This is a genomic window from Kitasatospora sp. NPDC058046 (assembly GCF_042885595.1).
Lineage (GTDB): Bacteria > Actinomycetota > Actinomycetes > Streptomycetales > Streptomycetaceae > Kitasatospora.
This window is the reverse complement of record NZ_JBHVRS010000003.1, coordinates 509,834-535,405: the sequence shown is the minus strand read 5'-3', so window position 1 is coordinate 535,405 and position 25,572 is coordinate 509,834. Positions and strand designations below refer to the sequence as shown.

The window sequence follows — 25,572 nt, the reverse complement described above, 5'->3', positions numbered from 1 at the left end:
CGCGGGGTGACGGGGGCGAGCAGGTCGAGCAACTCGGTCTGCAGGGCCTCGACATGGGCCGAGTGCGAGGCGTAGTCCACGGTGACCCGGCGGGCCTGGGTGCCGTCGGCGGCGCACCGCCGCAGCAGCTCGTCCAGGGCGTCGGCGTCACCGGCGACGACGGCGGAGGAGGGGCCGTTGACGGCCGCGACGGAGACGCGGTCGGCCCACGGCGCGATGGTGGCGAGCGCGTCCTCGGCGGACTGGGAGAGCGACACCATGCCGCCGTTTCCGGCGATGGCGGTGATGGCCTGGGAGCGCAGGGCCACGACCCGGGCGCCGTCCTGGAGGGTGAGCGCGCCGACGACGGTGGCGGCGGCGATCTCGCCCTGGGAGTGGCCGATGACGGCGTCGGGCTCGATGCCGTGCGCCTGCCAGAGGGTGGCGAGGGAGACCATGACGGCCCAGAGGGCGGGCTGGACGACGTCCACCCGGTCGTAGCCGGGTGCGCCCTCGGCGCCGCGCAGGACGTCGACGAGGTTCCAGTCGGTGAACTCGGCGAGGGCGTCGGCGCATTCGGCGATCCGTGCGGCGAACACCGGCTCGCTGTCGAGGAGTTCGACGGCCATGCCGGCCCACTGGGAGCCCTGCCCGGGGAACACGAAGACGGTCCCGCCGGTGGCGTCCGCCGTACCGGTCAGCACGGTGGCGCTCTCGGTGCCCTCGGCGAGCGCCCGGAGGCCTTCGGTCAGCTCGGTACGGTCCGAACCCAGCACCACCGCACGGTGGTTGAACAGCGAGCGGGTCGTCGCCAGCGAGTGGGCGAGGTCGAGCGGGGCGGCCTCGGAGTCCTGGAGCAGCGCGGCCTGGGCGCGCAGGGCGTCCGCCGACTTCGCGGACAGCAGCAGCGGCAGCACGCCGTGCGCGGCGGGCTCGCCGGTGGGGCCTTCCTCCACGACGGGCTGTTCGATGATGACGTGGGCGTTGGTGCCGCTGACGCCGAAGGAGGAGACGCCGGCCCGGCGGGGACGGCCGGTCTCCGGCCACTCCCGGTCCTCGGTCAGCAGCTCCACCGCGCCCGCCGTCCAGTCCACGTGCGGCGTCGGCGCGTCCACGTGCAGGGTCCGCGGCAGCACCCCGTGCCGCATCGCCAGCACCATCTTGATGATGCCGCCGACCCCGGCGGCCGCCTGGGCGTGCCCGATGTTCGACTTCAACGAGCCGAGCAGCAGCGGAAGTTCGCGGCCCTGGCCGTAGGTGGCGAGGAGGGCGTTGGCCTCGATCGGGTCGCCCAGCTTCGTGCCGGTGCCGTGCGCCTCCACCGCGTCGACCTCGGCCGGGGCCAGGCCCGCGGCGGCCAGCGCCTCGCGGATCACCCGCTCCTGCGCCGGGCCGCTCGGGGCGGTCAGCCCGTTGGACGCGCCGTCCTGGTTCACCGCCGTGCCGCGGACCAGGGCCAGCACCGGGTGCCCGTTGCGCCGGGCGTCCGACAGCCGCTCGACCAGCAGCACGCCCGCACCCTCGGCCCAGCCGGTGCCGTCGGCGGAGGCGGCGAAGGACTTGCAGCGCCCGTCCTCGGCGAGGCCGCGCTGGCGGCTGAACTCGACGAACACCTCGGGCGTCGCCATCAGCGCCACGCCGCCCGCCAGGGCGAGGTCGCACTCCCCGCGCCGCAGGGCCGCGACCGCCAGGTGCAGGGCCACCAGGGAGGAGGAGCAGGCGGTGTCCACGGTGATCGCCGGGCCCTCGAAGCCGAAGGTGTACGACACCCGGCCGGAGGCGACGCTGCCCGCGGTGCCGGTGCCGAGGTACCCCTCCACCTCCTCGGGCACCCGGGGCAGCCGGCTGGCGTAGTCGTGGAACATCACGCCGGTGAACACGCCGGTCCGGCTGCCGCGCAGGGCCTCCGGGTCGATCCCGGCCCGTTCCATGGCCTCCCAGGAGGTCTCCAGCAGCAGCCGCTGCTGCGGGTCCATGGCGAGGGCCTCGCGCGGGCTGATACCGAAGAAGTCGGGGTCGAAGTCGGCGCTGTCGTAGAGGAATCCGCCCTCCCGGACCGAGGAGCTGCCGACCGATCCGGGGGCGCCGCCGAACAGGGCGTCGGTGTCCCAGCCGCGGTCCGTCGGGAACTCCGAGACGGCGTCCCGGCCCTCGGCGACCAGCTGCCACAGGGCCTCGGGGGTGACGGCTCCGCCCGGGTAGCGGCAGCTCATCGCGACGATCGCGATCGGGTCCTCGTCCGCCACCGCCGGACGGGCCGGGGCGGCCGGGGCCGGTGCCTCGTCGAGGAGTCCGGCGAGCAGGAAGCCGGCCAGCCGGGCCGGGGTGGGGTGGTCGAAGACCACGGTCGCCGGGAGGCGCAGGCCGAGCGCGGTCCGCAGCCGGTTGCGCAGCCGGACGGCCGAGGCGGAGTCCACCCCGAGGTCCTTGAAGGCCCGCTCGGGCGCGATCGTCCGCGGCAGGCCCCGGCCGAGCACCCCGGCCGCCTCGGCCCGCACCAGGCCGAGCAGCGTCTGCCGGGCCTCCGCCCGGGGCAGCGCGCGCAGCCGGGCGGCGAACACGGTGTCCGCCGCGCCGTCGGCGGCGGCCGGGTCGCGGAAGAGGACGCCGGTGGTGTCCCGGGTGGCGACCACGGGGGTGTCGGCGCCGCCCAGCGCGGAGTCCAGCAGCGCGCCCAGCTCGGCGTCGGACACGGCGCCCGGGTCGGTGGTGTCCCAGGCCAGCGACACGGCGTGCCGGCCGGTGGCGCGGCGGTGCTGGGCCAGCGCGTCCAGGAACGCGGCGCAGCCGCCGCGGTCGCCGTCGTCCGCGCCCCGCAGGGCACCGGTGGAGGAGACCAGCAGGAAGGCCGTCAGGTCGAGCCCGGCGGTGAGCTCGTGCAGGGCCACCGCGCCGTCGACGCCGGTGCGCACCCAGCGGTCGGCCTGCCCGCCGGCGGCCAGCCCGGGGGAGCCGGCCGCGTGCACCACCGCGGTGAGCGGGTGCTCGGCCGGGACGCCCGCGAGCAGCTCGGCGACGGACGCGCGGTCGGCGGCGTCGCAGGCGGCCAGGGTGACCTCCGCGCCGGACCCGCTCAACTCCACGGCCAGCGCGGCCGAGTCGGGGGTGGTGGAGGCCAGCACCAGGTGCCGGACGCCGTGCTCGGCGACCAGCCGCCGGGCGATCGCGGCCGCGGCCGTCCCGCCGGCGCCGGTGACCAGCACGGTGCCGTCGAGGCGGCGGCCGGACGCGGCGGCGGTGACCGGCACCAGGCGGGGCGCCCGCAGCACCCCGCCGCGGACGGCGAACTGCGGCTCGCCGGTGGCCAGACCGGCCGGCAGGGCGGCCGCGGAGGCGGCCTCGCCGTCCAGGTCGGCCACGGTGAAGCGGCCGGGGTGCGCGGTCTGCGCGGCGCGCAGCAGCCCCCAGAGCGGAGCCTGCGCCAGCCCCGGGACCTCCTCGCCCGGGTGCACGGCCAGCGCGCCCCGGGTCAGCACCACCAGGCGGGTCTCCCGCAGCCGGTCGTCGGCGAGCCAGCGGGTCAGCAGCTCGGCGGCCTCGCGGGCGGTCCGCCGGGCCGCGTCCGCGACCGGCTCCGCGCCGGCGGCGGGCCAGGGCAGGTAGACGACCTCGGGCGCACCGGCCGCGGTGAGCTCCGCCAGGTCGGCGTAGCGGTCGACCGCCAGGCCGTCCGGGCCGTCCGGGCCGTCCGGGCCGTCCGGGCCGTCCGGTCCGTCCGGTCCGTTCAGGCCGTCCGGTCCGTTCAGCCGGGCGGCTCCGTCCGACGGGCTCGCCAGCAGCGCGGCGCGCACCGGCTCCACGGACCCGGCGGGCAGCGGCACCCAGTCCATCCGGTACAGCGACTCCTGCCGGACGCCCCGGGCGCCGAGCAGGGTGCCGGGCTGGTCGAACAGCCGGTGCCGGGTGACCTTGCCCGAGGCGGTGCGCGGCACGGCGGCGATCGCCCGGACCTCCTGCGGCACCTTGAACCAGGACAGCTGCTCGGCGCAGGCGGCGAAGACCAGTTCGGCGTCGACGCCCTCCGGCGCGGTGACCACGAACGCGACCGGCACCTCGCCGAGCACCTCGTCCGGCCGGCCCGCCACGGCGACGTCCAGCACGCCGGGCACCGTGCGGACGACGTCCTCGATCTCGCCCGGGTGGATGTTCTCCCCGCCCCGGATGATCAGCTCCTTGCGCCGCCCGCTGATCGTCAGCTGGCCGCCGGCCGCCCGGACCGCCAGGTCGCCGGTCCGGTACCAACCGTCCCGCAGCGCCTCGGCGGTGGCCTCCGGCCGGTTGTTGTAGCCCTGCATCAGGCTCGGCCCGCGCACCCACACCTCGCCCTCCGTCCCGGGGGCGGTGTCGATCCCGGTCTCCGGGTCGACCACCCGCACCTCCAGGCCGGGGACCGGCAGGCCGCACGAGCCGGAGACCCGCTCGGCGCCCGGCGCCTCGGTCGCGATCGCGCCGCAGGTCTCGGTGGAGCCGTAGCTGTTGAGCAGCGGGATGCCGAACGCGTCCTCGAAGTCCCGGGCCAGCGAGGCCGAGGTGACCGCGCCGGTCGACAGGCAGACCCGCAGCCGCGGCATGTCCAGCCGGCCGGCGTCGGCCTCCCGCAGCAGGTGGTGGTAGAGGGCGGGCACCCCGGCGAGGAAGGTGTACGCGTCGCCGCGCAGCTCGGCCAGCACCTCGTCCGCGGAGAAGCCCGGCATGATGCGCGCGGTCGCGCCGGTCGCGGTGACACCGACCACGCAGACGATGTGCGCCAGGCTGTGGAACAGCGGCAGCGGCCAGAGCACCAGGTCGTCGCGGGAGAGTCCGAGCAGCGGTGCGTAGCAGGACGCCACCGACCACAGGCAGCTGCGCTGGGTCGACAGCACGCCCTTGGGGGCGCCGGTGGAGCCCGAGGTGTAGAGCATGAAGGCGGTCTCGTCCAGGCCGAGGTCGTCGCGCGGCGGCACCGGGGGCTCGACGGTGGCCAGCGCCTCGAACGACGGCAGGTCCCGCGCCGCCTGCGGCCCCTGCGGCCCCTGCGCCGTCGGACCGGAGACGACCACCAGCAGCCCGGGCCGGTCGGCCCGCAGCCGCAGCACCTGGTCCAGGTGGCGGGTGTCGGTGACGACCACGGCGGCGCCGCTGTCGTCCAGGATGTGGGCCAGCTCCTCGTCGCTGGAGTGCGGGTTGACCGGGACGGCGACACCGGCGGCCCGGACGGCGGCCAGGTAGGCCTCCACCACCTCGACGCCGGCGTCCAGGTGGATCGCCACCCGCCCGCCGCGGTCCAGGCCCAGGGCCGCCAGGTGGCCGGCCAGCCGTCCGGTCCGGAGCTCCAGCTCGGCGTAGCCCACGGACCGGCGGCCGTCCCGGAAGGCCGGCTTGTCGCGCAGCGACGCGGCCTGGGAGCGCAGCAGTTCGGGCAGCGGCCTGATCAGCTCGGTACGCGGCATGTCAACGGCTCCTTGGGCACGCGGAAACAGCACGGGAGGCTGGGGGCTCCCGGAGAACAGAGAGGGGTGACGCATCATTCGGTATCCCGTGGCAGTCTCGTCCAGCCGTCCGCGGGGGCCGCACCCCTACGGTTCCCCTACGGGCCCTTGTCCCGGCCGGCTCCGCCGCGGGAGAAGGGGGGTGGTGGTGAGGGGTTGTCCGGCCGTCCGGCCTGCACCAGGCTCGGAGTGGGGAGGACCCGCCGGCGGGGCGAGGACCCCGTCCAGAAGGGACCACCGGAACACCATGACGCTCACCGACGGCGCGGCCGACAGCTGGATCCGCCGCTTCCACCCGGCCCCGGACGCCCGCGTCCGCCTGGTCTGCCTGCCCCACGCGGGAGGGTCGGCGAGCTACTGGTACCCGATGTCCGCCGCCACGGCGGCCGGGATCGAGGTCCTCGCGGTCCAGTACCCGGGACGGCAGGACCGGCGCCACGAACCCTGCGTCGAGACCGTCGAGGCGCTGGCCGAGCAGGTCACCGAGGCGCTGCTGCCCCACCGCGACCTGCCGCTCGCCCTGTTCGGCCACAGCATGGGCGCGGTCGTCGGCTTCGAGGTCGCCCGGCGCCTGGAGGACCTCGGCACCCCGCCGGTCGCCCTGTTCGCCTCCGGCCGCCGCGCACCCTCCCGGCACCGGGACGAGGACGTCCACCTCCGGGGCGTCGACGGCATCGTCGCGGAACTCCGCAAGCTGGACGGCACCGACCCGCGGGCCCTGCAGGACCCGGAGCTGCTGCGGATGATCCTCCCCGCGGTCCGGGCCGACTACAAGGCCGTCGAGACCTACCGCTACCGGCCGGGGCCGCCGCTCTCCTGCCCGGTCGACGTCCTGGTCGGCGACAGCGACGAGAAGGCGACCGTCGACGAGGCCGGGTCCTGGCGCGACCACACCACCGGCGGCTCCGCCCTGCACGTCTTCCCCGGCGGCCACTTCTACCTGGCCCACCACCAGGGCGAGATCGTCCGCATCGTCACCGACCGCCTGCTGCCGCCGGTCTCCTGAACCCGGCGGGCCGCGCCGCGGCCGGTACGCCGCCGCGCCGGTACGCCGCCGCGCCGGTACGTCGCCGTGAGGGCGCCGGGGTTGCGGAGCCGGCGCCTCCGCGAGCGGTCCGGGGCCCTTCCCCCGCGCGTCCCAGGAGACTCATTCACCCCCTGCGCACCATCTTGGGTGCGTTGTGGCGGCTTTGGCCGAAGTTCGCCTCCGGCAGGTCTACGATCTCCCAACGTCGGACCGAACCAAGGCCGTTGACGATCTTTGGGGGGTGACATGGGCCTGCTCGGCGATGACCTGCCGTTCGCCCGTACCCTGAGCGCGCACGACCATGAGGCGTTTCTCGCACTCGGAGCCCCGAAGACCTACGCTCCCGGGCGGCACCTGGTCTCCGAGGGGGACCGCACCACCCACGTCCTCCTGGTGCTGGCCGGCTGGTCCATGGTCTACGTGGCCACCGACCGCGGGGCCACCCGGCTGGTCCTCGGCCTGCGCGGCCCGGGCGAACTGGTGGGCGAGCTGGCCGCGTTGGACGAGCGGCCGCGCAGCGCGACCGCACAGGCGCTCGGCACGGTCCAGGCGCTCGTGATCCCCGGCGACCGGTTCCGGCGGTTCCTGGCCGAGACCCCCCGGGTCGGCAGTCAGGTGATGTCCCAACTCGCCTCGCGACTCAGGGAGTCCGACCGCGAGCGTTCGGCCTTCGCCTCGCTCACCGTGGTCCAGCGCCTGGCCAGGCGCCTCGTCGAGCTCTCCGCCACCGGCGCCACGGCCCGGACGGCCGACTCTCGTGGCCCCTGCGGCGGTTCGACCGCCGTCGTGCACCTGGCGCAGGACGACCTCGCGGCCACCGTCGGTGCCACCCGCGAAGCGGTGGCCAAGGCCCTGAAACTGCTCCGCGACCAGAGACTGGTGCGCACCGGCACCCGGATGGTCGAGATCCTCGACCCCGCCCCGCTCCTGCTGCTCGCCCAGGGGCCGTACGGGCCGGGATCGGGGAGCCGTCCGAACACCTGAGACCCGAACGCCTGGGACCGGTGTGGAGGGACTCCGGCCCGCATGTAAAGCATCACAGACAACCCGGCATGCGGCGCCGGATTCTGGCGGCATGTCGAAGACAACCGCGGGGGTGACCGTGCTCGACCACGCAGTCGACGCCGTGTACAAGCTGGTGGTCAGCGTGGACGTCCGGAGGTCCGGCGCCTACGACGACGCCAGCAAGACCCGGATGCGCCGGCGGCTGTACGCCGTGATCGACCAGGCGTTCACCGAGGCCGCAGTGCCGGCCGGCGCCGTCCACCGGGAGGACCGGGGCGACGGCATCCTGGCGGCCCTCGGCCCCGGCATCGCGCCGGCCCGGATCCTCGGTGTCTGGGTCACCGAGGTGCATGAGCAACTACGTCAGCTGAACGCGGAGTTGGCGACGCGGCTGGGGCTGCGCATCGCCCTGCACGTCGGCCCGGTGATGCACGACGCCCAGGGCATCAGCGGCCACGCCGTCGACCTCGCCTGCCGGCTCGCCGACGCGGAGGCGGCCCGCCGGCTGCTCGACCGGGACCGGGCCGACCTGGTCGTGGTCGTCTCCGACTCGCTCTACCGCGAGGTGGTCTGCCACGGCGGCCGTTTCGTCGACCCAGAGGACTACGCTCCGGCCCGGCTGCGCCTCAAGGACGGCGCCACACCGGCCTGGGTCCGGCTGCCCGGCCGGCCCCGGCCGGCACCGCTGCCGGACGACGGGGGGCCGGAGGAGCCCGGCTCCGACGGCCCGCCCGACAACCGGCCCGCCGGCCCGCCGGGCCCCGCACCGGGTGCGGCGCCGGGCGGGGCGGACGACACCCTCGCGGCCCCGCACGCGCCGGGCGGGGTGTACGTGGGGGGTGATGCGTCGAACAACGAAGGCAACGTCTACCACGGGCCGGTGCACATCGGCCGCACCGTCAGGGGGACGTACCGTGCCTAAGCCGCTGAACGTCGTCAAGGCACCCGAAGTGAGCCTGTGGAAGCCGCCGCTGGGCGACGACCGCCCCGAGGCCGGCTCCGACCCGAACGGCTCCGACGCCGGCCGTCCGCGGACTCCCGCCGACCAGGGCCCCGCCCCCGTCGGCGGGGGAGCGGGCGCGGGGGCGAACGCCGGGCCGGGCGCCGGAGCCGGCGTTCCGCAGCCGGAAGGCCACGTCGGGGACGGCCGCCGTCCGGACCCCGAGGAGCAGGAGCGCGCCGAACGCGAGCAGGCCGCCGGCCGGTTCCGCGAGCGCAGCCGCGACAGTCTGCTCGACGAGGAGGACGACGAGGGCGGGCCCGCCGCCGGCCTGGGGGCGACCTCCCGGGCCCACCGCGAGGCCCGCGGCTCCTACCGGGTGGCCGGCGACCACAACCTGTTCGACCGCACCGTCTTCCACCAGGCCCACATCGGCGACATCCACCTGCGGCTGGACAGCCGGCAGGCGGTCGGCGGGGTCGGCGGACCGGTCCCCGAGGCGGAGCTGCGGCGGGTCCGCCGGATCTACCGGGAGCCGGCGGGCTACGTCGAGCTCCAGCGGACGCTGCGCCGGCAGCGGGTCCTGGTGCTCGCCGGCGCCCCCGGCACCGGGCGGACCTGCACCGCGCTCGCCCTGCTCGACGAGCTGACGCAGCACCGGCCGTCCGCCGAGGGCGCCGCGCAGGACGCTCCGACGGACGGCCCCGCGGCCGGCGCCGTCGCGGAGCCGTCGTCCCGGGTCTCCCGGGTCTCCCCGGAGACCGCCGTACGGCAGCTGGCCGCCACCGTGTCCGACGACGCCCGGCGCGGGCACGGCTACCTGCTCGAACTCCCCTTCGTCCGCGGCGGCGTCGCCGAGCCCCCGGGCGAGTTCGAACTGGACGCCCTCGCCACGGCGCTCTCCGCCTCCGGCTCCTTCGCCGTGCTGGTGGTGGCCGCCGGTCCGACGGCGACCCCGCTGCTGTCCGGCCGGTACGGCCTCATCTGCCCGCCGGCCCCCACGGAGGAACTGCTGCGGGCCCGGATCGCCGTCCACCTGGCCGACGGGGCCGCGGCCGCCGCGGAGTCCCCCGAGGACCTGGTCGCGCGGGCCGACGAGCTCGTCGACGACGCCGAACTGCGCTCCGCGGTCGGCCTGGAGGACCTCCGACCCGCCGAGGCCGAGCTGCTCGCCGACCTGACCGCCGCCCACGTGCTCGGCCGGCTGACCCTCGCGGAACTCCTCGCGGGCTGCGCCAGCCTGGCCCCGCAGCAGGCCCAGGAGTGGTTCGCGGGCGCGGACCGCGAGATCGCCGACCCGGCCGATTCCCCCGGCCCGTCCACCCGCCGGGCCTCCGGGCAGTCGGCCGCCGCCGTCCTGCACCCGACCGCCTCCCGGATCGCCCTGGCGGTCCTCAACGGTGCCGCCCACAGTGCGGTGGCCGAGGCCGCCCGCCTGCTGACCTGGGAGCTCGCGGTGGCCCGCGACCCCGGCAACACGCCCGCCCGCCCGCTGTTCTGCGACGACCCGGTCTCCGATCTCGCCTCCCTGCGCGCCGAGCTGACCGACGGCGAGGTGGAGACGGCGGGCATCCGGGCGCCGGCCCGGATCGTCCGCTACCGGGGCTCGGCCCTGTCCGGGGCAGTGCTCGCGGAGGTCTGGGACCGGCACCACCCGGCCCGCGAGCCGGTGGTCCGCTGGATGCGGCTGCTCGCCGACGACCCCCGGCCCGAGATCTGGGTGCGCGCCGCGCTCGCCTCCGGCGAGCTCTGCGCGCGCGACTTCGCCACCGGCTACGAGAAGCTGGTCCGGCCGATGGCGACCGCCCGCGCCGCCCGGCGCCGGGCCTTCGCCGCCACCGTGCTGGACCAGGCGGCCCGGCACGAGAGCCACCGGCCGGCCGTCCACGCCCTCGTCGGCGACTGGAGCAGGTCGCCCTCCGCGCACCTGCGCTGGACCGCCGCGCTGGTGCTCGGCTTCGGCCACGCCTCGCCCGTGGAGGCCGCGCTCGACGGCCTGGCCCGGATCGGCACCCACGAGGACGGTGACAAGGCGCCGATCGCCTCGCACGGCATCGTCCGGCTGCTCGCCGGCCCCGACGACCGGGCCGTGCTGCGCCGCCTCGCCGAATGGACCGCCGACAAGCGGGTGCCCTACCAGGACCTGGGCCTGCTGGCGGTCGTCCGGCTCGCGGTGACCACGGTCGGCGAGGTGTGGGACGGCGAGGCCTGGCCGGACCTGGGCCGGTACCTGGAGTGGCCGCTGCCGCTGGCCCTCGCGGCCACCCGCCCCGACCGCGCCGTCCCGCTGGCCGACCTGCTGTGGACGGCGCTGCGCACACCGCGCTCCTACGAGGCCGCCACCGACTGCCTGGAGTTCTGGCTGCGGACCGCCGTCGACGAGGACGGCCCGGACACCAGGGCCGGCCTGGCCGCACTGCTCCCGGCCCTGGTCGGCACCGACCGCGAACGGCGGCTCCTGGACTGGCTGTTGCGACGCATGATGAGCGACCCGGACGAGCCGCTGCCGACGGCGCGGGCCCGCGAGCTGTGGGACCTCGCCACCGGCGGCCGCCCTGACGGCGACCGGCGCGGCGGACCGGAGCGGCCCTCGGACCGCCGTGAGGACGGGCGGCCGGGCGAGGGCACCAGGGAAACGGAGGAACGACGATGACGGACGATCCACAGGCCGCCGGCCCACCGGCCCTCGCCAAGGCGGGCCGGCCCGAACGGCCGGCCGGACCGCTGCTGAAGGAGTACGGGAGCCCGGCCGAGTGCACCCGCAAGCCGAGCGCCGAGGTCGCCCTGGTGCACTTCTACCGCAACGGCGGCCACAGCGTGGTCACCGCGATGGGCACCGAGCACGTCGACCGCCCGCGCTTCGCCCGGCCGGTGACGATCTGCGAGGTGGCCCGGGGCACCCACCTCTGCCAGCTGTCCCTCCAGATCCCGGCGGTCGGCAGCGCCACCTTCTTCGAGGTGGAGGTGGACGTGCACTGGTCGGTCGTCGACTACCGCAAGGTGGTGGACGGCCAGGTCAGGAACGTCGCGGAGCGCCTGAAGGGGCCGCTGCTGGAGCGCCTGCGCGCGATCTGCTCCGGCTACCCCGTGACCGCCGCCGCCGAGGTCGACCGCGCGGCCAACTCCGCCTGCCGCACCGGGCAGTGGAACGACCTGGGCTACGACCTCGGGCTGCACGCGGACGTCTACGTGCGGGTCGCGGTGGACAGCACGACCATCCGGCACGCCGACGCGGACCGGAACTCCGCCTACGAGGACCGCACGACGGCCCGGGACTACGACCGCGAGGTGGCGGCGGAGCACCACCGCACCGGTTTGCTCCAGATCCGCATGCGCACCTTCCGGGCGATGCTGGACGGCGGTGAGTGGAACCAGATCTGCTTCATGCTCTCGGACAACCCGGACCAGGCGCGCGCCTTCATGGAGCTGCTGCGCCAGGAGTCCCGCGCGGACAAGCACGAGCTGCTGGAGCACACCCTGCGGCTGGTCGAGAAGGGCGTCATCCAGTCGGCCGAACTGGAGTCGCAGGTGCGGGAGTTGCTGGGCACGCCCGCGTATCGCATCGAGGGCTCCTTCGGCCGGCCGCCGATCCGGGAGCCGGCGGCGAGGCCCGAGCTCCCGGGGAGCGGCCACGGCGGCCGGGACGACCGCCGGGACGGCGGCCCGGCGTTCACCCCTATGTGGGTGCAGGCCGAACCCGCCCCCCGGGACCGGATCCCCGCGCAGGCTCCGCCCGCGCGCCGGCCCAGCGAGGCCTTCGACGACTGGGGCCGCACCGGTTCCGACACCGCACCGCAGGACCACGCCGCTTCCGAGGACGACCGCCGCAGGGACCGCCACGACGACCACGACGACGACCGGGACCGCCGCCCGTGGTCCCCCGGTGACAGGAGCTGACCGCTCATGACCGCTACCGGACCCGCCCCAGCACCCGCGCCCGCCCCCGAACCCGCCCCCGCGCCCGCCCCCGAACCCGTCCCCTGCTCGGACGAGGCCCGCTTCGTCGCGGACCGCCTCCTGTGCGTCGTCCGCGAGGACATCGGACGGGCCGACACCAAGTCCTCGATCCTGCTCACCGCCGCCCTCGGCCTGCCCGCCCTGCTCCTGGACCGCAACTGGGCCGACGGCCGGCCCGGGACGCTCGCCGCCGTCCTGCTCGCGCTCGGCGGCGTGTTCTGGGCCGCCGGGGCGGTCGCGCTGGTCCGGGCGATCCTGCCCCGCACCGGAACCCTGCGCGACCACGACGGCGTGACCTTCTTCGGCGACCTGCTCACCTCCGAGGGCCGGCCCGCGCTCACCGAACAGATCGTCGCGGCCGGCCGGGACCCGCTCGACTGGCTGCTCGTCCAAGCCGTCGACGTCAGCACCATCCTGGCCGCCAAGTACCGCCGAATCCGCTGGGGCGTCGCCTGCCTGGCCCCCGGCTCGGTCCTCGCCACCGCCGGAATCCTGCTCACCTGAGCCGCCCGGCCCCGACCGCCCCACCTCGACCGCCAGACCCCGACCGCCTGCCACCGGCCGACGCCTGTCCGTCCGCCGACCGGTGGAACGCACCCCCGATCCAGAGGAGACGACGGTGCCACACCTGCTCTTCGCACGCCCTCCCGGGCGCGGCCCGACCGGCGCACGGGCCCGTGGGCGCCGGCGTGCCACCGGCGGACTCGGGCGGGCCGCCGCCCTCACCGCGGCGTCCCTGCTGACCGTCGGCCTCCTGCCCGGCCCGGCCTCCGCCGAGCCGAGCCCCACGGCGGCCCCCACGACGGCCCCCGCGCCGACGAGTGCACCGCCGGCCGCCGTCGGCCCGGTCGACTACGCGATCGCCGTGGACGAGTCGGGCAGCCTCAAGCCCGCCGAGGTCGACCGCGAGCGGGCCGCCGCCGTGGGGATCGCCCTCGGCGAGGTCCACCCGAAGTCGACCGTCACCGTGCTCGGCTTCGCCAGCGCGGACAACGAGTCCCAGCACCCGGTGGACGAGGTCTGCCCGCCCACCGTCCTGGACGGCGCCGGCCGCGACCGGATCGGCAGGTGCATCAGCGACCTGCGCAGCCGCAGGCCCGACGAGGGACAGGGCACCGACTTCCCGAACGCCGTCCTCCAAGGGGTCAGCCGGCTCGCCGCCGGGGCCGACCCGGCCACGCCCCGGGTCCTGTTCCTCCTCACCGACGGCAGGCTCGACGTCGGCGACAGCCCGGCCTACGGCGACCCGGCCCACCGCGCCGCTGCCGGCGAGGAGGCGCTGACCCGCGCCCTCGCCGCCGCTCAGGCCGCCCGGATCCAGGTCTGGCCGCTCGGCTTCGGCTCGGACATCGACCGGGCCGCCCTGGACCGGATGGCGGCCGCGGGCTTCCAGGGCGGCTGCGTCGACCTGCCCGACGCCCAGCCCCGGGCGACCGTGGTACCGGACGCCACCGCCGTCGCCGACGCGATGCGGACCGCCTTCGCCGCCGCCCACTGCCTGCGCGCCACCGCAGGCGGCACCGGCCACCCGCCGATCGACATCGAGGTGCGGATCTCCCCGCTCACCACCGTGGGCAGCATCGTCGTCGACAAGGGCGACCCCCTCGTCACCGCCACCTACGTCGACCCCGACGGCCGCGAGATCACCGGCACCACCACCGACCCGGTCTCGAAGTTCGAACTCTCGCCCCGCGACCAGACGGTCGAGTCGCTGCGCATCACCGACCCCAAGCCGGGCCAGTGGCGGGTCCACCTGGACGCCCCGGCGGACCACCGGGCGCAGCTGGCCACCGTCAACGTGCTGTGGCGCGGCGCGCTGCGCGGCTCCATCACCATGGCGCCGCCCTCGCCGCGGGCCGGCGAGCGGGCCGTGGTGACACTCAGGCTCCAGACCCGCCAGGGGGTGGAGGTGACGGATCCCCAGGACCTGAAGGACCTGCGGGTCAGCGCCGTCCTGAGCGGCGAGGGGTTCGCGCCCGTGCCGGTCAAGCTGGCCGACGACGGCTCCGCCCCGGACGGCAGGGCCGGCGACGGCGCGTTCAGCGGGACGGTGACCGTACCCGCCGCGGCGACCGGCCGGATCAAGGTCTCCGGCACCCTCGCCGCGTCCGGGCTGACAGCCGACGAGGACCGCTCGCAGGGCACCCTGGTGGCCCCGGCGGTGCCGCTGGTGACCGCAGCCCTCACCCTCGACGACGGCGCCGGGCGGCGGCTCCACCCCGGGGACGAGCTGGCCGGCAGCCTCGCCCTGCACAACGCGGACGGCGCCCCGCACACGCTGCGGCCGGCCCTCCGGGACACCGCCCCGGGCCTGCTGGCCGTGACCCCGGAGGAGATCACCCTGGCGCCCGGCGAGTCCCGCCGGGTGGACGTCGCGGTGACGGCGGCCCGGCCTGGCGCGTTCCACGGACTGCTCGACGGCGGCGACCTGCGGCTCGGCGGCAAGGTCACCGTGGTCGACACCACCGACCGGGACCGGGTCCTGGTCGACAGCCCCCTGTCGCTGACGATCACCCGGCCGCCGACCTTCTGGGAGACCTGGTGGTGGGCGCTGCTGCTGGGCGGCCTGGTGGCGGTGCTGGCCGTCCTGGCCGGGCTGGCCCTGCGCCTGCGGGCGCGGCTGGGCAAGGACCCGGCGGGGCTCAGGCTGCTCCTGTTGGACCCGGAGGGCCGCCAAGTCGCCGACATCGCCGCGGACTCCGGCACCAAGCGCTGGTACGCGTTCGACGTGCACGGCCTCGGCGGCCCCGACCCCCGGCTCGTCCGGCAGCCCGGCGGACCGTACCGGGTGCAGCGCAGCCTGGACGGCGGAGTGGTGCTGGAGCGGCGTGGGCAGGCGAGGGCCCGGATCCAGCCGGACCGGCCGGTGCCGCTCGCGGGCGGGCTCGCCGTGGGGATCCGGGACGAACGGCGCGGCAGGACCCGTCCCGCGGGGCGTCCCACACCACCCGACGCCGGCGCGCAGACCGTCGTCGACGACTACATCTGAGCTCCCCCGTCCCTGAGGACCCGTTCCACCACCCCTGACCCGTGCCGGTCGATACCCGAGCCGGCCGCGCCCGCGCGGCCGGATGAAGGCGGAACCCATGAAGATCTTCCAGCCGATGCTGTTCGTCGGCCTGGGCGGTACCGGCGGCCTCGTCGGCGCCGAACTGGAGCGGCGCCTGCGCGCCGAACTGTGCGGCCCCGACGGCACCGCACTCACCCACATCGGCGGCATGGCGCCCCACCAGCTGCCGGACTGCCTGCAGTTCGTCTACGCCGACTTCAGCGAGGCGGACCTGGCCCACCTGCCGCTCGCCACCGCCGATCCGGCGCTGCGTGCCGCGTACAGCCGCACCTCGCGCGCCACCCCCAACCTGCTGCCGAACTACGACAGTTCGCCCGACATCACCAAGATGTTGCGGGCCAGCCTCTCCGACGAGACGGCCTCCTGGCTGCCGCCGCGCGCCAACGAGCCCAGGGTCGTCCCGCTCAAGAACGGCGCCGGGCAGCTGCCGACGGTCGGCCGCGCCGGGTTGTTCGGCACCCTCCGCGACGGGCTGGACCCGGTGCTGGCCCCGCTGACCGACGCCATCGACGTGCTCGCGCGCGCCGGCGGTGTCCTGAGCCAGCTCGGCGGCGGCCAGGTGACCGGCTGCGACGTCTTCGTGGCCTTCTCGGTCGCCGGTGGCACCGGCGCCGGGATCTTCCTGGACTACCTGCACCTGATCAACCACGCCTTCCAGGAGAAGCGCCTCGACGGAGTCAAGATCCACCCGCTGGTGGTGATGCCCTCCGCGTTCCCGGCGGCGCGCGGGGGCGGCCGGGAGGCGGAGCTGAACTCCGCCCGTGCCCTGGTCGACCTGTTCCGGCTGGTGGACGAGCAGAACGCGCCGATCGAGGGGGCCGAACTCGGCGACCTCGACAAGGACCTGACGCTGCGGATCCGCTACCCGCACACCGCGCCGATCCGGCTGCGCAGCGGCATCCTGCCGACCGCCTTCCTGTTCAGCCGCACCGCCGGCATCCGCCAGGACGACCTGCGCCGCTCGATGGTCTCGCTGGTGATGTCGCTGATCGGCACCGAGCTCGGCGACGGCCGGGAGAACGGGCGGTCCCGGGCCGACGACGACTACCAGACCTTCGCCCAGAGCTTCATCAACCGCGGGGTGTCCCGGTCGATCGTGTCCGACGCCGGGATCGGCCGCAAGGGCGTCTCGACCAGCCTGGTCGCCTCGATGACCGCGCCCGTGGACGAGTTGGCGTCCCTGGTCTCGGGCCGCTTCCTGCGCGCCTCGGTCGAGCAGTTGAGCAGCGGCTCCCGCCGCACCCACCGGCCCGCCGAGGAGCTGGTGAAGCAGATGTTCGCGGACTCCGGTCTGGAGGAACTCCTGGAGCGCCGGGCGTTGGAGCTCCAGCCGTTCGCCTCGGAGCCGCGCGGTGGTTCGGCGATCGAGGCCGCGCTGATGGCCCGACAGGGCGACATGCAGCAGGCCCTCGCCGACCTGGCCCGCCGGGTGGCGCAGCGCACCGCGGACATGGCGCAGAACTTCGCGCCCCGGCGGGCGGTGGACAAACTGCTCGCCACCGTCGACCCGTTCACCGTCGAGCGGATCGTCAAGGGGGTGCCGGAGGAGGCCAACGACCTCGCCCGCCTCGGCTTCCTCGGCCTGCTCGACAACCGCACCCGGCGCCCGGCCCTGCCCCCGGGCACCCCGGACCAGCCGCCGCCGGTGCCCCGGATCAGGCGCCGGGCCTACGGGCTCGCCCAGCCGCGCTGGGGGGACGAGGACGTCCAGACCGTGCTGCGCGAGCAGGACGCCTGGTACCGCTGGCGCGGCCGACAGATCTGGCACGACGGCTGGCGGGACCAGCAGCAGCGCTGGGAGCCGGCCGCCCGGGCCCTGGAGCGGGAGGTCACCCGCCTGGTCGAGGCCCTGCACCGGCACTCCGCGCAGGAGCCGAAGGCCTTCGCCGAGCAGTCCCGGGTGCTGTACGAGGACCGGACCGGCGTCTCCTACCTGCTGCCGCCGCAGCGCGACCTGCGGCACTTCTACGACGACCTGGTCGCCAGGCTCGCCACCAGCCAGGGCCTGGCCGACAGCGGGGACCAGGCCGCCCTGCTGCTGCGGCTGGTCGGGGGTGACGAGTGGCGCACGGCGCACGCCGCGAGCCGGCGCGACCCCGACGGCGCGGTCGGCGGGGTCAAGGCGATCGTGGAGGCCGGCGTCAAGCGGCTCTTCGCGGATGGCGGCGAGCAGTTGGAGGAGCGTCCGCTGCTGCCGTCCATGGGGGTCCTGCTGGCCGCGGCGGCGGGCAGCGCCGAGGCCGGCGACCAGGTCAGCAGGGAGGCCCTGGAACAGTTCGGCCGCAAGGTGGCCGGCCTGCTGCCGGCCGGCTTCGTGCCGGAGGGCACCGGGCCGCTCAAGGCGCTGGTGACCTACCCGAAGGTCGGGAACGTCGACGAGGCAGTGGACTACCTGCGCCGGGCGCTGCGGCTGCCCGGGGACGCGCGGGCGGAGTTCCGCGGCGTCGAGACGGAGTCGATCACGGTCGTGCTGTTCCGCAGCGAGATGAGCCTCACCGAGGTGCCCGAGGTCCGCAAGGTGCTGCGCCAGTGGGCCAAGGCGAGGGAGGGGGAGCAGGCCGAGGACGTCCTGCGCTGGCGCCAGCGCCTGGGCCACCGGGACGACTGGCTGGTGTCCACCGAGGCGGACCGCCGGCACGTGCTGCACCGGCTGCTCTGCCTGCTGTGGAACGGCCAGGTGGATGTGCTGGAGGGCTCCGAGGACTCGCCCCGGGTGATCCGGCTGCGGCTGCACCGCGAGCGCGGCACCGACGCGCCGGGTGTGCGGCTGCGCCTCGGCGCGCAGCACGACGGCGTCTCCAGCTGGGCCGAGCTGCTGCGCGCCTACGAGCGCTGGACCGTGCTGGACGACGAGCGGACGGTCTGGGACTACTGCGAGCAGCTGATGGAGGCCCGTCCGGTCGGGCTGACCCGGTCGGTCGGCCGTCCCGACCCGCTGTTCGTCCGGCTGGTCGAGCAGATCGCGCCGCAGCAGCTGCGCCTGCTCGCGTCCCGCCGGGAGTCGGGCGGGGAGCGCGTCGAGGGCTGGTTCCGCCCGCTGTGGGAGTTCTGGGCGGAGACCCTGCCGGAGGCGCTGAAGGCGGAGTTCCCCGACCACCGCGCCGTCGAGCCGAACCTGGGCCGGCTCCTGGAGGCGGTCCAGCGCGGCGAGCTGTCGTCGCGTCCGGTCGAGGAGATCGAGGAGGTCGAGGACGACGGGCCCGCGCGGCTTTCGCGCGGCGAGGAGAACGACTGGGGCACCGTCCGGCCCGCCGACGGCGGTGGCCGGCGCGAGACCGGTCCGGACCGGGAGCGGGAGAGCGGGCCCGAACAGGACCGGCACCGGGCGCGGGAGCGGGACGGCAGGTGGGAGCGTGAGCCCGAACGGGTTCGGGCCTTGGAGCAGGACCGCGACCGCGACGATGAGCGCCGGGGTGCCCCCGACCACCGGCACGAGAACGGCGGGCCGTACCGCAAGCCCGCCGAGCCGTACGGCAAGCCGGCCGAGCCGCAGCACGGGCCCGCCGAGCCGCCGTCCTGGTACTACGACGACCTCGACGGACAGGCCGGCGGCCGTGACGGAGGCGAATCGGCATGAGTGAGTCGATCCGTCCTCACACCCCGGTCGTCCACCTCGACCTCCGCACGGCCGAACTCGCCGGCACCGACCCGGCCGACCTGCGGAACGCCGTCACCGCCCGGCTCCCCCGGCCGCGGCCGCACGACCACCGCTTCCTGGTCGTCGACACCCCCGCCGGCCTGGTCGGACACCGCACCAGGTACGAGCAGCTGATGGGGTACCCCGCGCCCGGCCGGGTGCGGGTGCTCTGCCTGCTGGTCGGCGACCTGACCGCCCATCCCCCCGAGGGCCACCCGGCCGAGCGCCGACTGGTCCGTCCCGACACCCTGCGCGGCCCCGAGGCCGGGCTGATCTGGGCCGGCGACCTCCACGCCGGCGACGGCCGGCCCGGGGCCGCCGCGCCCGACGACCCGCACGCGCTGGCCGTCCTGGTCGACCTGCTCGGACTCCCCGAGGTGTTCGACGAGACCCTGGACGTGCTGGGCGCGCTGCCCGAAGGGGTGGCCGCGCCCGGTCTGCGGGTGCTGGAGCACGGCCTGGCCCCGGAGGTCCGGAGCCAGGCGTGGAGCGAGGCGCTGCTGCGGTTCGCCGGTTCCCGCACCGCCGCCCCGGCCGGGGCGGCGGCCCACACCGGCGCCGACCTGCCGCCCGCCCTCTCCACGCTGGCCGTCGGCGCCGCCTCCGGCAGCCCCGGCCGGCGGGAGGAGGGCGGAGACGCCGCCCGGGCCCACGACGCGGCGGCCGAGGCCCTTGCCGACGCGGACGCCGGACTGCTGGCCTTCGGCAGGCCCGCCGGCCTGCTCACCGGCGCGGGCCGCGCCGAGCTGGAGTCGGCGCTCGGCCGCGCCCGGCAGGCACTGGACCGCTACCACGATGTGGTCGGACAGGTCCTGCGCAGCGACGGGGGGACGGCCGGTGCGCAGCCCGCCGCCGAGTCCGCGGCCCGGCTCGCCCGGCTCGGGGTGGCCGTGGCGCCCGCCGCCACCAGCGGCGAGCGGATCGGCGACAGCCTGCGCAGCCTCGCTCTGGGGCTGTTGCGCGACGGGCTGCCGCTGCGCGCGGTGGCGCAGCGCTTCGCCCAGCTCGCCGAACAGGTGCAGCCGTTGTCCAACACGCCGCTGCTCGCCGCCCTCGACAGGCTGCGCGCGGGCGGACCGGACGGCCGGCGCCCGGAGCCCGACCCGCCGGGGGCCGGCGTCCTCGCCCTCACGGCGCTGACCGGCGTCCTCGGCGGGCTGTGGAGCGGGGCGGCCCTGCCGGCCGCGCTGACCGTCCCCGTGCTGGTCCTGGTGGGCGTGCTGCTGGTCGCCCGCCGGTTGCCGGGCGGTTCGGCGCGGGCGGTGTACGCGTCGTGGTTCGGCGCGGCCGCGCTCGTCGGCGCCGCCGGGGGCGTTGCGGGCGCCTGGCTGACCGGTCTGCCGGTCTGGGCGGCCGCGCTCGCCCTGCTGCTCGCCCTCGGCTGCTGGGGCCGGCTGCTGCTGGGGCTGTGGCACGGCTACGCCCAGCGCTGGGGCCGGGAGCGCGGCGTCGTCCCGCTGCGGGGCGAACTCGACGGCCTGGACGCCCTGTTGACCCGCGCGCTGCGCGAGTTCTGGGCCGTCGAGGAGCGGCGCTACTGCGCGGACGCCGCGCTGGCCGTGGTCGGGGTGCTGCGGACGACGGCCGACACCGCGGAGGAGGAGGCGGCGCGCGGCCTCGCCGCCGACCGGCCCGAGGCGGCCGAGGGAGCCGAGGGCTCCGAGGAGGGGGCCGAGCTCTGGCTGTACGAGTCCGGTGAGGAAGGGCCCGAGTTCGACGAGCCGTCGTGGACGGAGGACTACGACTGGAACCTCGAACCGCCGCGGTCCGCGGGGGAGTTCGGCGCCGCGGGCGACAGCGGCTCCGGCTTCGGGGTCGGCTTCGGGGCCGACGGGTCCGGCGCCGGGGCGGATCCCGGGCCCACCGCGGTCGTGCCGCCCTGGCTGGAGCGCGGCGAGGCCAAGGGCGGCCCCGACCTCGTCACGGTGCTGACCGGCGATCTGACCGACGCCGCCCTGACCGCGCTGGAACCGTACTGGGGCGCGGTCGAGCGCGGCCACGTCGGCGACGCCGCCCAGGAACGGATCGCCGAGCGGGTCCGGGAGCTCCTCGGCGTGGCCCGCGACCACCTGCGGCACAACGACGTGCTCTCCGCCCCGCCCTTCGCCTCGCCGCACCGCGACCGCGGCGGGCCGGTCGGCCTGCTGGGCATCGACGCCCGACGGGCCGCCGACTCCACCGCCCTCGACCCCGACGGGCACACCGTGGTCCAGCTGAACGCGTCGGAGCAGCTCGACCTGCTCAGCCGCGATCCGTCGGCCGTCGCGCTGATCCGCTTCGGCCCGGAGGCGGCCCGCGACACCGTCGGACCCGACACGCCCTACGGTGACGGGTACTTCGGCGGCGCGCCGGGCCCGCGGGGGGAGCGGGAGGTGCTGACCGCGGCCGGCCGGTACGCGGGCCTGCTGCGGCTGACCGGCCTGAAACCCGGTGTCGTCAGGACCGTCCGGCAGTGGCACGACGAAGCACCGGAGAGCGAGGAGTACGAGTGGTGACCACCCCGGGGCCCGGTCCGCGGTCCGGCGAGCCCGCCCGCGCGAAACACGTCGAGCTGTCCTTCCTGACCCCCGACGGGCGGCGGAACCGGACCTGGGCCCGGTTCGGCCCCGACTCCGGCCCGCTCTCCCGCGGCCCGGTCCGGACCCGCAACACGCTGCTGAACAACACCGTCAAGTGCGTCCAGGTCCGGGCCGCCGGGACGGACGCGCCCGGCGGCGCCCAGGCGGCCTTCGCCTCCTCCGCGGCCATCGACGCCGAGACCGCGGTCGCGCTGCGGCTGCACCGCGCGCTCGGAGCCCCCGGCGCGAGCGGGCCGTTCCCGGTCCTGATCGGCTACGAGCTCGACGCGGCCGAGCCGTTCGCGCTCTACCGGCCGCCGCGCGGCCGGACCGTCGAGCGGATGCACGGGCTACCCGGCGCCCAACTGCGCGTCATCGAACAGGAGTTGGTGGACGCCCTCGCCGTGCTGGCCGAGCTCGGCCTGGTCCACCACGGGATCGCCCCGGAGACGGTCCGCTGGGACGGCCGGCGGATCCAGCTCTGGGGCCTCGACGCGGTGACCCACACCGGCCGCCCCCGCACACCGCGCGGCGCCGCGCCGTACGCACCGCCGGAGGTGCGCGAAGGGGCCGGTCGCAGCGACCCCCGCGACGGCCTGTGGAGCGCCGCCCAGGTGATGTACAGCCTGGTCACCGGCCGGCCCGGCGCCCCGGACCGGCCGCCGCCCGACCTGGCCGACCACCGCTCGCTCGCGCACACCATGGGCTCCTCCTTCGCCCCGCGCGCCGCCGACCGCCCCACCCCGGCCGCCCTGCTCGCCCTGCTCGCCCCCGACCGGGCCCCCGCCGCCGACCGGCTGCCCGCCGACGGGCTCGCCGCGCACCGCGCCGGGTACGACCGGGCGCTGGCGTCGAAGCGTCCGGCCGGCGCGGTGGCGCCCGGCGAAGCGGTCGGCGAGGCCGTCGGCCACCCGGCCGGTGCTCCGACCGGCGAGGTGCTCTGCCCGTACTGCCTGGAGCCGATCCGCTACGACCCGACCGCCCTCCACACCCCCGACGCCGTCCAGGAGCTCCGCCCCTACAACCCGCACGCCCAGCCCAACCCGCGACTGCTCGCCGACGAACTGCGCGGCGCCTTCCAGCTCTGCCCGGGCAACGGCACCGTCCGGGAGCACCACATCCCCGTCCCCTACCTGACCAACGGCCGCCCGCTGACGGTGGCCATGATCGGGCAGTCCAACACCGGCAAGAGCCACCTGCTCACCCAGATGGTGGCCGAGATCGCCGACGACCGGCTGAAGCCTTACGGCATCAGCTGGCAGTCCGTCAACCCGCGCCAGCACGCCGGATTCCTGAACAGCCGGGTGGTGCCGCTGCGCGACGGCCGGGTGCTCGCCCACACCGCCGGCCTCGGCCAGGACGAGACCGCCCGGTTCGTCGAGTCCCTGCTGATCACCGACGCGTCCGGACGGACCAGGCCGCTCGCGTTCTTCGACCTCGCCGGCGAGGACCTGCTGCGCACGGACGCCCTGCTGCGGTTCCTGCTGGGCATCGACGCCCTGATCTTCGTCGTCGACCCCACGATCGCCATGCCGCTCGCCCAGCTCGACGAGGTCCGCACGACGCTCGACCAGCACGTCAACCGGGACGGCGACCCGGCCTTCGCCACCGTCCTGGACCGCGTCCCCCGCACCGGCCCCTACCTGACCGTCCCGTCCGCCGTGGTCGTCGCCAAGGCCGACCTGCTGCGGTCCGAACCCCCCGTCGACCGCTGGCTCGGCGAACCGGGCCACACCGCACTGAGCCGCCGACGGCTCCACGAGGAGAGCCGCGACGTGTACGCACTGCTCGACCGCGATGCCGGAAAGGCCTGGCTGCGCCCCTTCGACACCGCTCTGCACTGCACCCTGCACGTGGCCTCGGCGACCGGTGGCCGGCAGGAGGACAGCCGCTACCCGCGCGGCGTCCGTGCCCAGCGGGTCCTGGAACCCCTGCTCTCGCTGTTCGCGATGCACGGCATCGTCGAACTCCCCGAGGGCCGACCCGTCGACGAGGTGGACCGATGAGTGCTCAGGGCCCCGGCTCCGACCGGGACGCCGTCGACCAGATCGTCTTCCGCTGGCAGGGCAACCAGGGCCGGCGCAGCGCCGGCCTGACCGCCGCCGCCTGGTCCTGCCCCGAGGAGGACGCCGAGGAGCTCGGCCAGGAGCTCGCCCCGTTCCTGCGGGTCGACGGCGCGCCGTGCCCCAGCGTGGTCCGCACCCGGCTGCGGGACGATCGCGCCGCCCTCGTCCAGCGCTGGCCCACGGCCGACCCGGGCGGGCGGCCCAACACGGCCGCCCACGTCCTGGTCGGGCCGACCGGCCTGCTCGGCCCCCGCACCTGCCTGGCCCTGCGCGACTGGACGTGGAGCGGGCAGGAGTTCGCCGAACAGGCCCACGGTGGGCAGCCCCGGCTCGCGATGGCGGACCTGGAGGCGACCGTGGTGCCGGCCTGGGCCGACACCCTGGCCCTCCTGCCGGACGTCCGTGACACGCTCACCGCCGCCACCGCCGCCCTGCTGCGCCACCCGCAGTGCCGCCTCTCGCTGCGCAGTGACGCCCTGCCGGGGTGGCCGGAGCAGAACCGGTCCGGCGTGGTCGTCGCGGGCCTTCTCCAGATCTTCGGGCTGTGGCTGGGCCGCCCCTGGACCTTCGCCACCCACGACATGACGGATCGCCACGATCTGCTGGCCACCTGGGTCTCCGACTGGTCGACCGACGGCGGCCGGCAGCGGGCGCGCTACCGCGTCGACCCGAGGCGGCCCGAGGACGACCGCGCGCACGAGCTCGCGGCCCGCCTGGTCGGCCGCTGCCTGGCCGCGGTCGAGCGCGGGCCCGGCGGCGCCGGCCTGCCGGAACTGAAGGACGGACTGCGGGACGGCGCGAGCCTGCCGGCGGAGGAGCGGCTGCGGAGGCTCGCGCGCGTCCTCGACACGAACCGCCGCCCGGAGTCCCGCGATCCCGGCGAGGGGCCGGGGGACGACGGGGGGTCGGTGTACACGGAGCCCCGGCCGCCGTCCGCCGCACCGTCCCCACCTGAGCCACCCGCCCCTTCGCCCGCGTCCGGACGGTTGCACGCGGTCCTGCGCAACCCCCGCCCCGACCCGGCCGAAGCCGAGGAACTGGACGGCTGGATCCGCCGGTTGACCGGCCGTGAGGCACTCCTGCTGCTCCGGGAGGAGGACCTCTCCTACCGGGCGACCACCGAGTTGCTCTGTCACCTGCACCGGGGCCGGGGGCACCGGAACGCCGAGGCGGCGGCCGCACTCTGCACGGAGGTCCTGCGCCAGCGGCTCTACCTCTTCCGCGCGGGGCCCGACCAGGGCGGTGGCTCCCGCGCCGACGACGGCGAACTCTCCCGGCGCTCCGTCTGGGTGTTCGCCTGGGCCGTCTCGCCGTACGTCCGGGAGGAGCGCCACGCCGCGGCGCTCGACCGCTGGCTCACGGGACTCCTCGTCTCCAGCTCCGCCCTGGAGACCGAACTGCTCCGCGGCCTGGTGCCCCCGCCGGGCGGGCCGTCCCCGGAGGGCCTCCCGCCCGACCTGCCGCCCGTGCTCTGGCAGCGGCTGCTCCACGGACTCCCACCGGTCGCGCCGGTGCGGGCGCACACGCCTCCGGCCCCGCCCCCGCCGAGCCCGCCGCCCCGGCCGGCCCCGCCGGAGGAGGCGGCCGTGGAAGGACCGGCCGAGGCCCCGGCCCTCCCGGTGCCGACCCGACCGGAGGACCCGCCCCCACCGCAACCCCCGCCGGCCCCGGCACCGGCGGGCCCGTCGCTCCTCCCCGCGCGCGGCCGGCGGTACCCCGGAAAGCCCGACCAGGGCGACGACAGGGACCTGATCGCCATCGTCCTCTTCTTCCTGCTGGCCGCGCTCGTGGCCATCGGCACGATCTGGATCGTCCGGAGCTGACGCGCCGGCCGCCCGCCGGCACCGGGTGGCCGGGTCTGCCAC

The 25,572-nt window shown here is 76.4% G+C and carries 12 protein-coding genes; 11 read left to right on the top strand and 1 reads right to left on the bottom strand.

The window, feature by feature from the left end:
• A partial coding sequence (locus ACFVU7_RS09740) for an SDR family NAD(P)-dependent oxidoreductase (protein ID WP_388044835.1) occupies positions 1-5,408 on the bottom strand: 5,408 nt, incomplete at its 3' end.
• 286 nt (positions 5,409-5,694) lie between these two features.
• On the opposite strand from ACFVU7_RS09740, the gene ACFVU7_RS09735 reads away from it, so the two are divergent.
• From ACFVU7_RS09735 to ACFVU7_RS09685, 11 genes are all read left to right on the top strand, one after another.
• Positions 5,695-6,453, top strand: a complete 759-nt coding sequence (locus ACFVU7_RS09735) for a thioesterase II family protein (RefSeq protein WP_074004764.1) — start codon at positions 5,695-5,697, stop codon at positions 6,451-6,453.
• Positions 6,454-6,720: 267 nt separating this feature from the next.
• Positions 6,721-7,458, top strand: a complete 738-nt coding sequence (locus ACFVU7_RS09730; protein WP_388044834.1) for a Crp/Fnr family transcriptional regulator — start codon at positions 6,721-6,723, stop codon at positions 7,456-7,458.
• A gap of 91 nt (positions 7,459-7,549) precedes the next feature.
• Positions 7,550-8,401, top strand: coding sequence for a hypothetical protein (locus ACFVU7_RS09725; RefSeq protein ID WP_388044833.1), 852 nt, complete (start codon positions 7,550-7,552; stop codon positions 8,399-8,401).
• On the top strand, positions 8,394-11,072 hold the full coding sequence (locus ACFVU7_RS09720; RefSeq protein WP_388044832.1) for a hypothetical protein: 2,679 nt from the start codon (positions 8,394-8,396) through the stop codon (positions 11,070-11,072). The genes ACFVU7_RS09725 and ACFVU7_RS09720 overlap by 8 nt, the downstream gene beginning before the upstream one ends.
• Complete coding sequence (locus ACFVU7_RS09715) at positions 11,069-12,316, top strand: hypothetical protein (protein ID WP_388044831.1); 1,248 nt, start codon at positions 11,069-11,071, stop codon at positions 12,314-12,316. Before ACFVU7_RS09720 ends, ACFVU7_RS09715 begins: the two co-directional genes overlap by 4 nt.
• 6 nt (positions 12,317-12,322) lie before the next feature.
• Complete coding sequence (locus tag ACFVU7_RS09710; RefSeq protein WP_380741289.1) at positions 12,323-12,880, top strand: Pycsar system effector family protein; 558 nt, start codon at positions 12,323-12,325, stop codon at positions 12,878-12,880.
• A gap of 115 nt (positions 12,881-12,995) precedes the next feature.
• Positions 12,996-15,365, top strand: coding sequence for a choice-of-anchor X domain-containing protein (locus ACFVU7_RS09705; RefSeq protein ID WP_388044830.1), 2,370 nt, complete (start codon positions 12,996-12,998; stop codon positions 15,363-15,365).
• A 97-nt stretch (positions 15,366-15,462) separates the two neighbouring features.
• On the top strand, positions 15,463-19,023 hold the full coding sequence (locus ACFVU7_RS09700) for a tubulin-like doman-containing protein (RefSeq protein ID WP_388044829.1): 3,561 nt from the start codon (positions 15,463-15,465) through the stop codon (positions 19,021-19,023).
• Complete coding sequence (locus tag ACFVU7_RS09695) at positions 19,020-21,578, top strand: hypothetical protein (protein ID WP_388044828.1); 2,559 nt, start codon at positions 19,020-19,022, stop codon at positions 21,576-21,578. The genes ACFVU7_RS09700 and ACFVU7_RS09695 overlap by 4 nt, the downstream gene beginning before the upstream one ends.
• The gene (locus ACFVU7_RS09690; RefSeq protein WP_388044827.1) at positions 21,575-23,647 is read left to right on the top strand and encodes a hypothetical protein; all 2,073 of its coding nucleotides are present in this window, start codon (positions 21,575-21,577) and stop codon (positions 23,645-23,647) included. The genes ACFVU7_RS09695 and ACFVU7_RS09690 overlap by 4 nt, the downstream gene beginning before the upstream one ends.
• Positions 23,644-25,530, top strand: coding sequence for a hypothetical protein (locus ACFVU7_RS09685; RefSeq protein WP_388044826.1), 1,887 nt, complete (start codon positions 23,644-23,646; stop codon positions 25,528-25,530). Before ACFVU7_RS09690 ends, ACFVU7_RS09685 begins: the two co-directional genes overlap by 4 nt.
• The last annotated feature ends 42 nt before the right edge of the window (positions 25,531-25,572 follow it).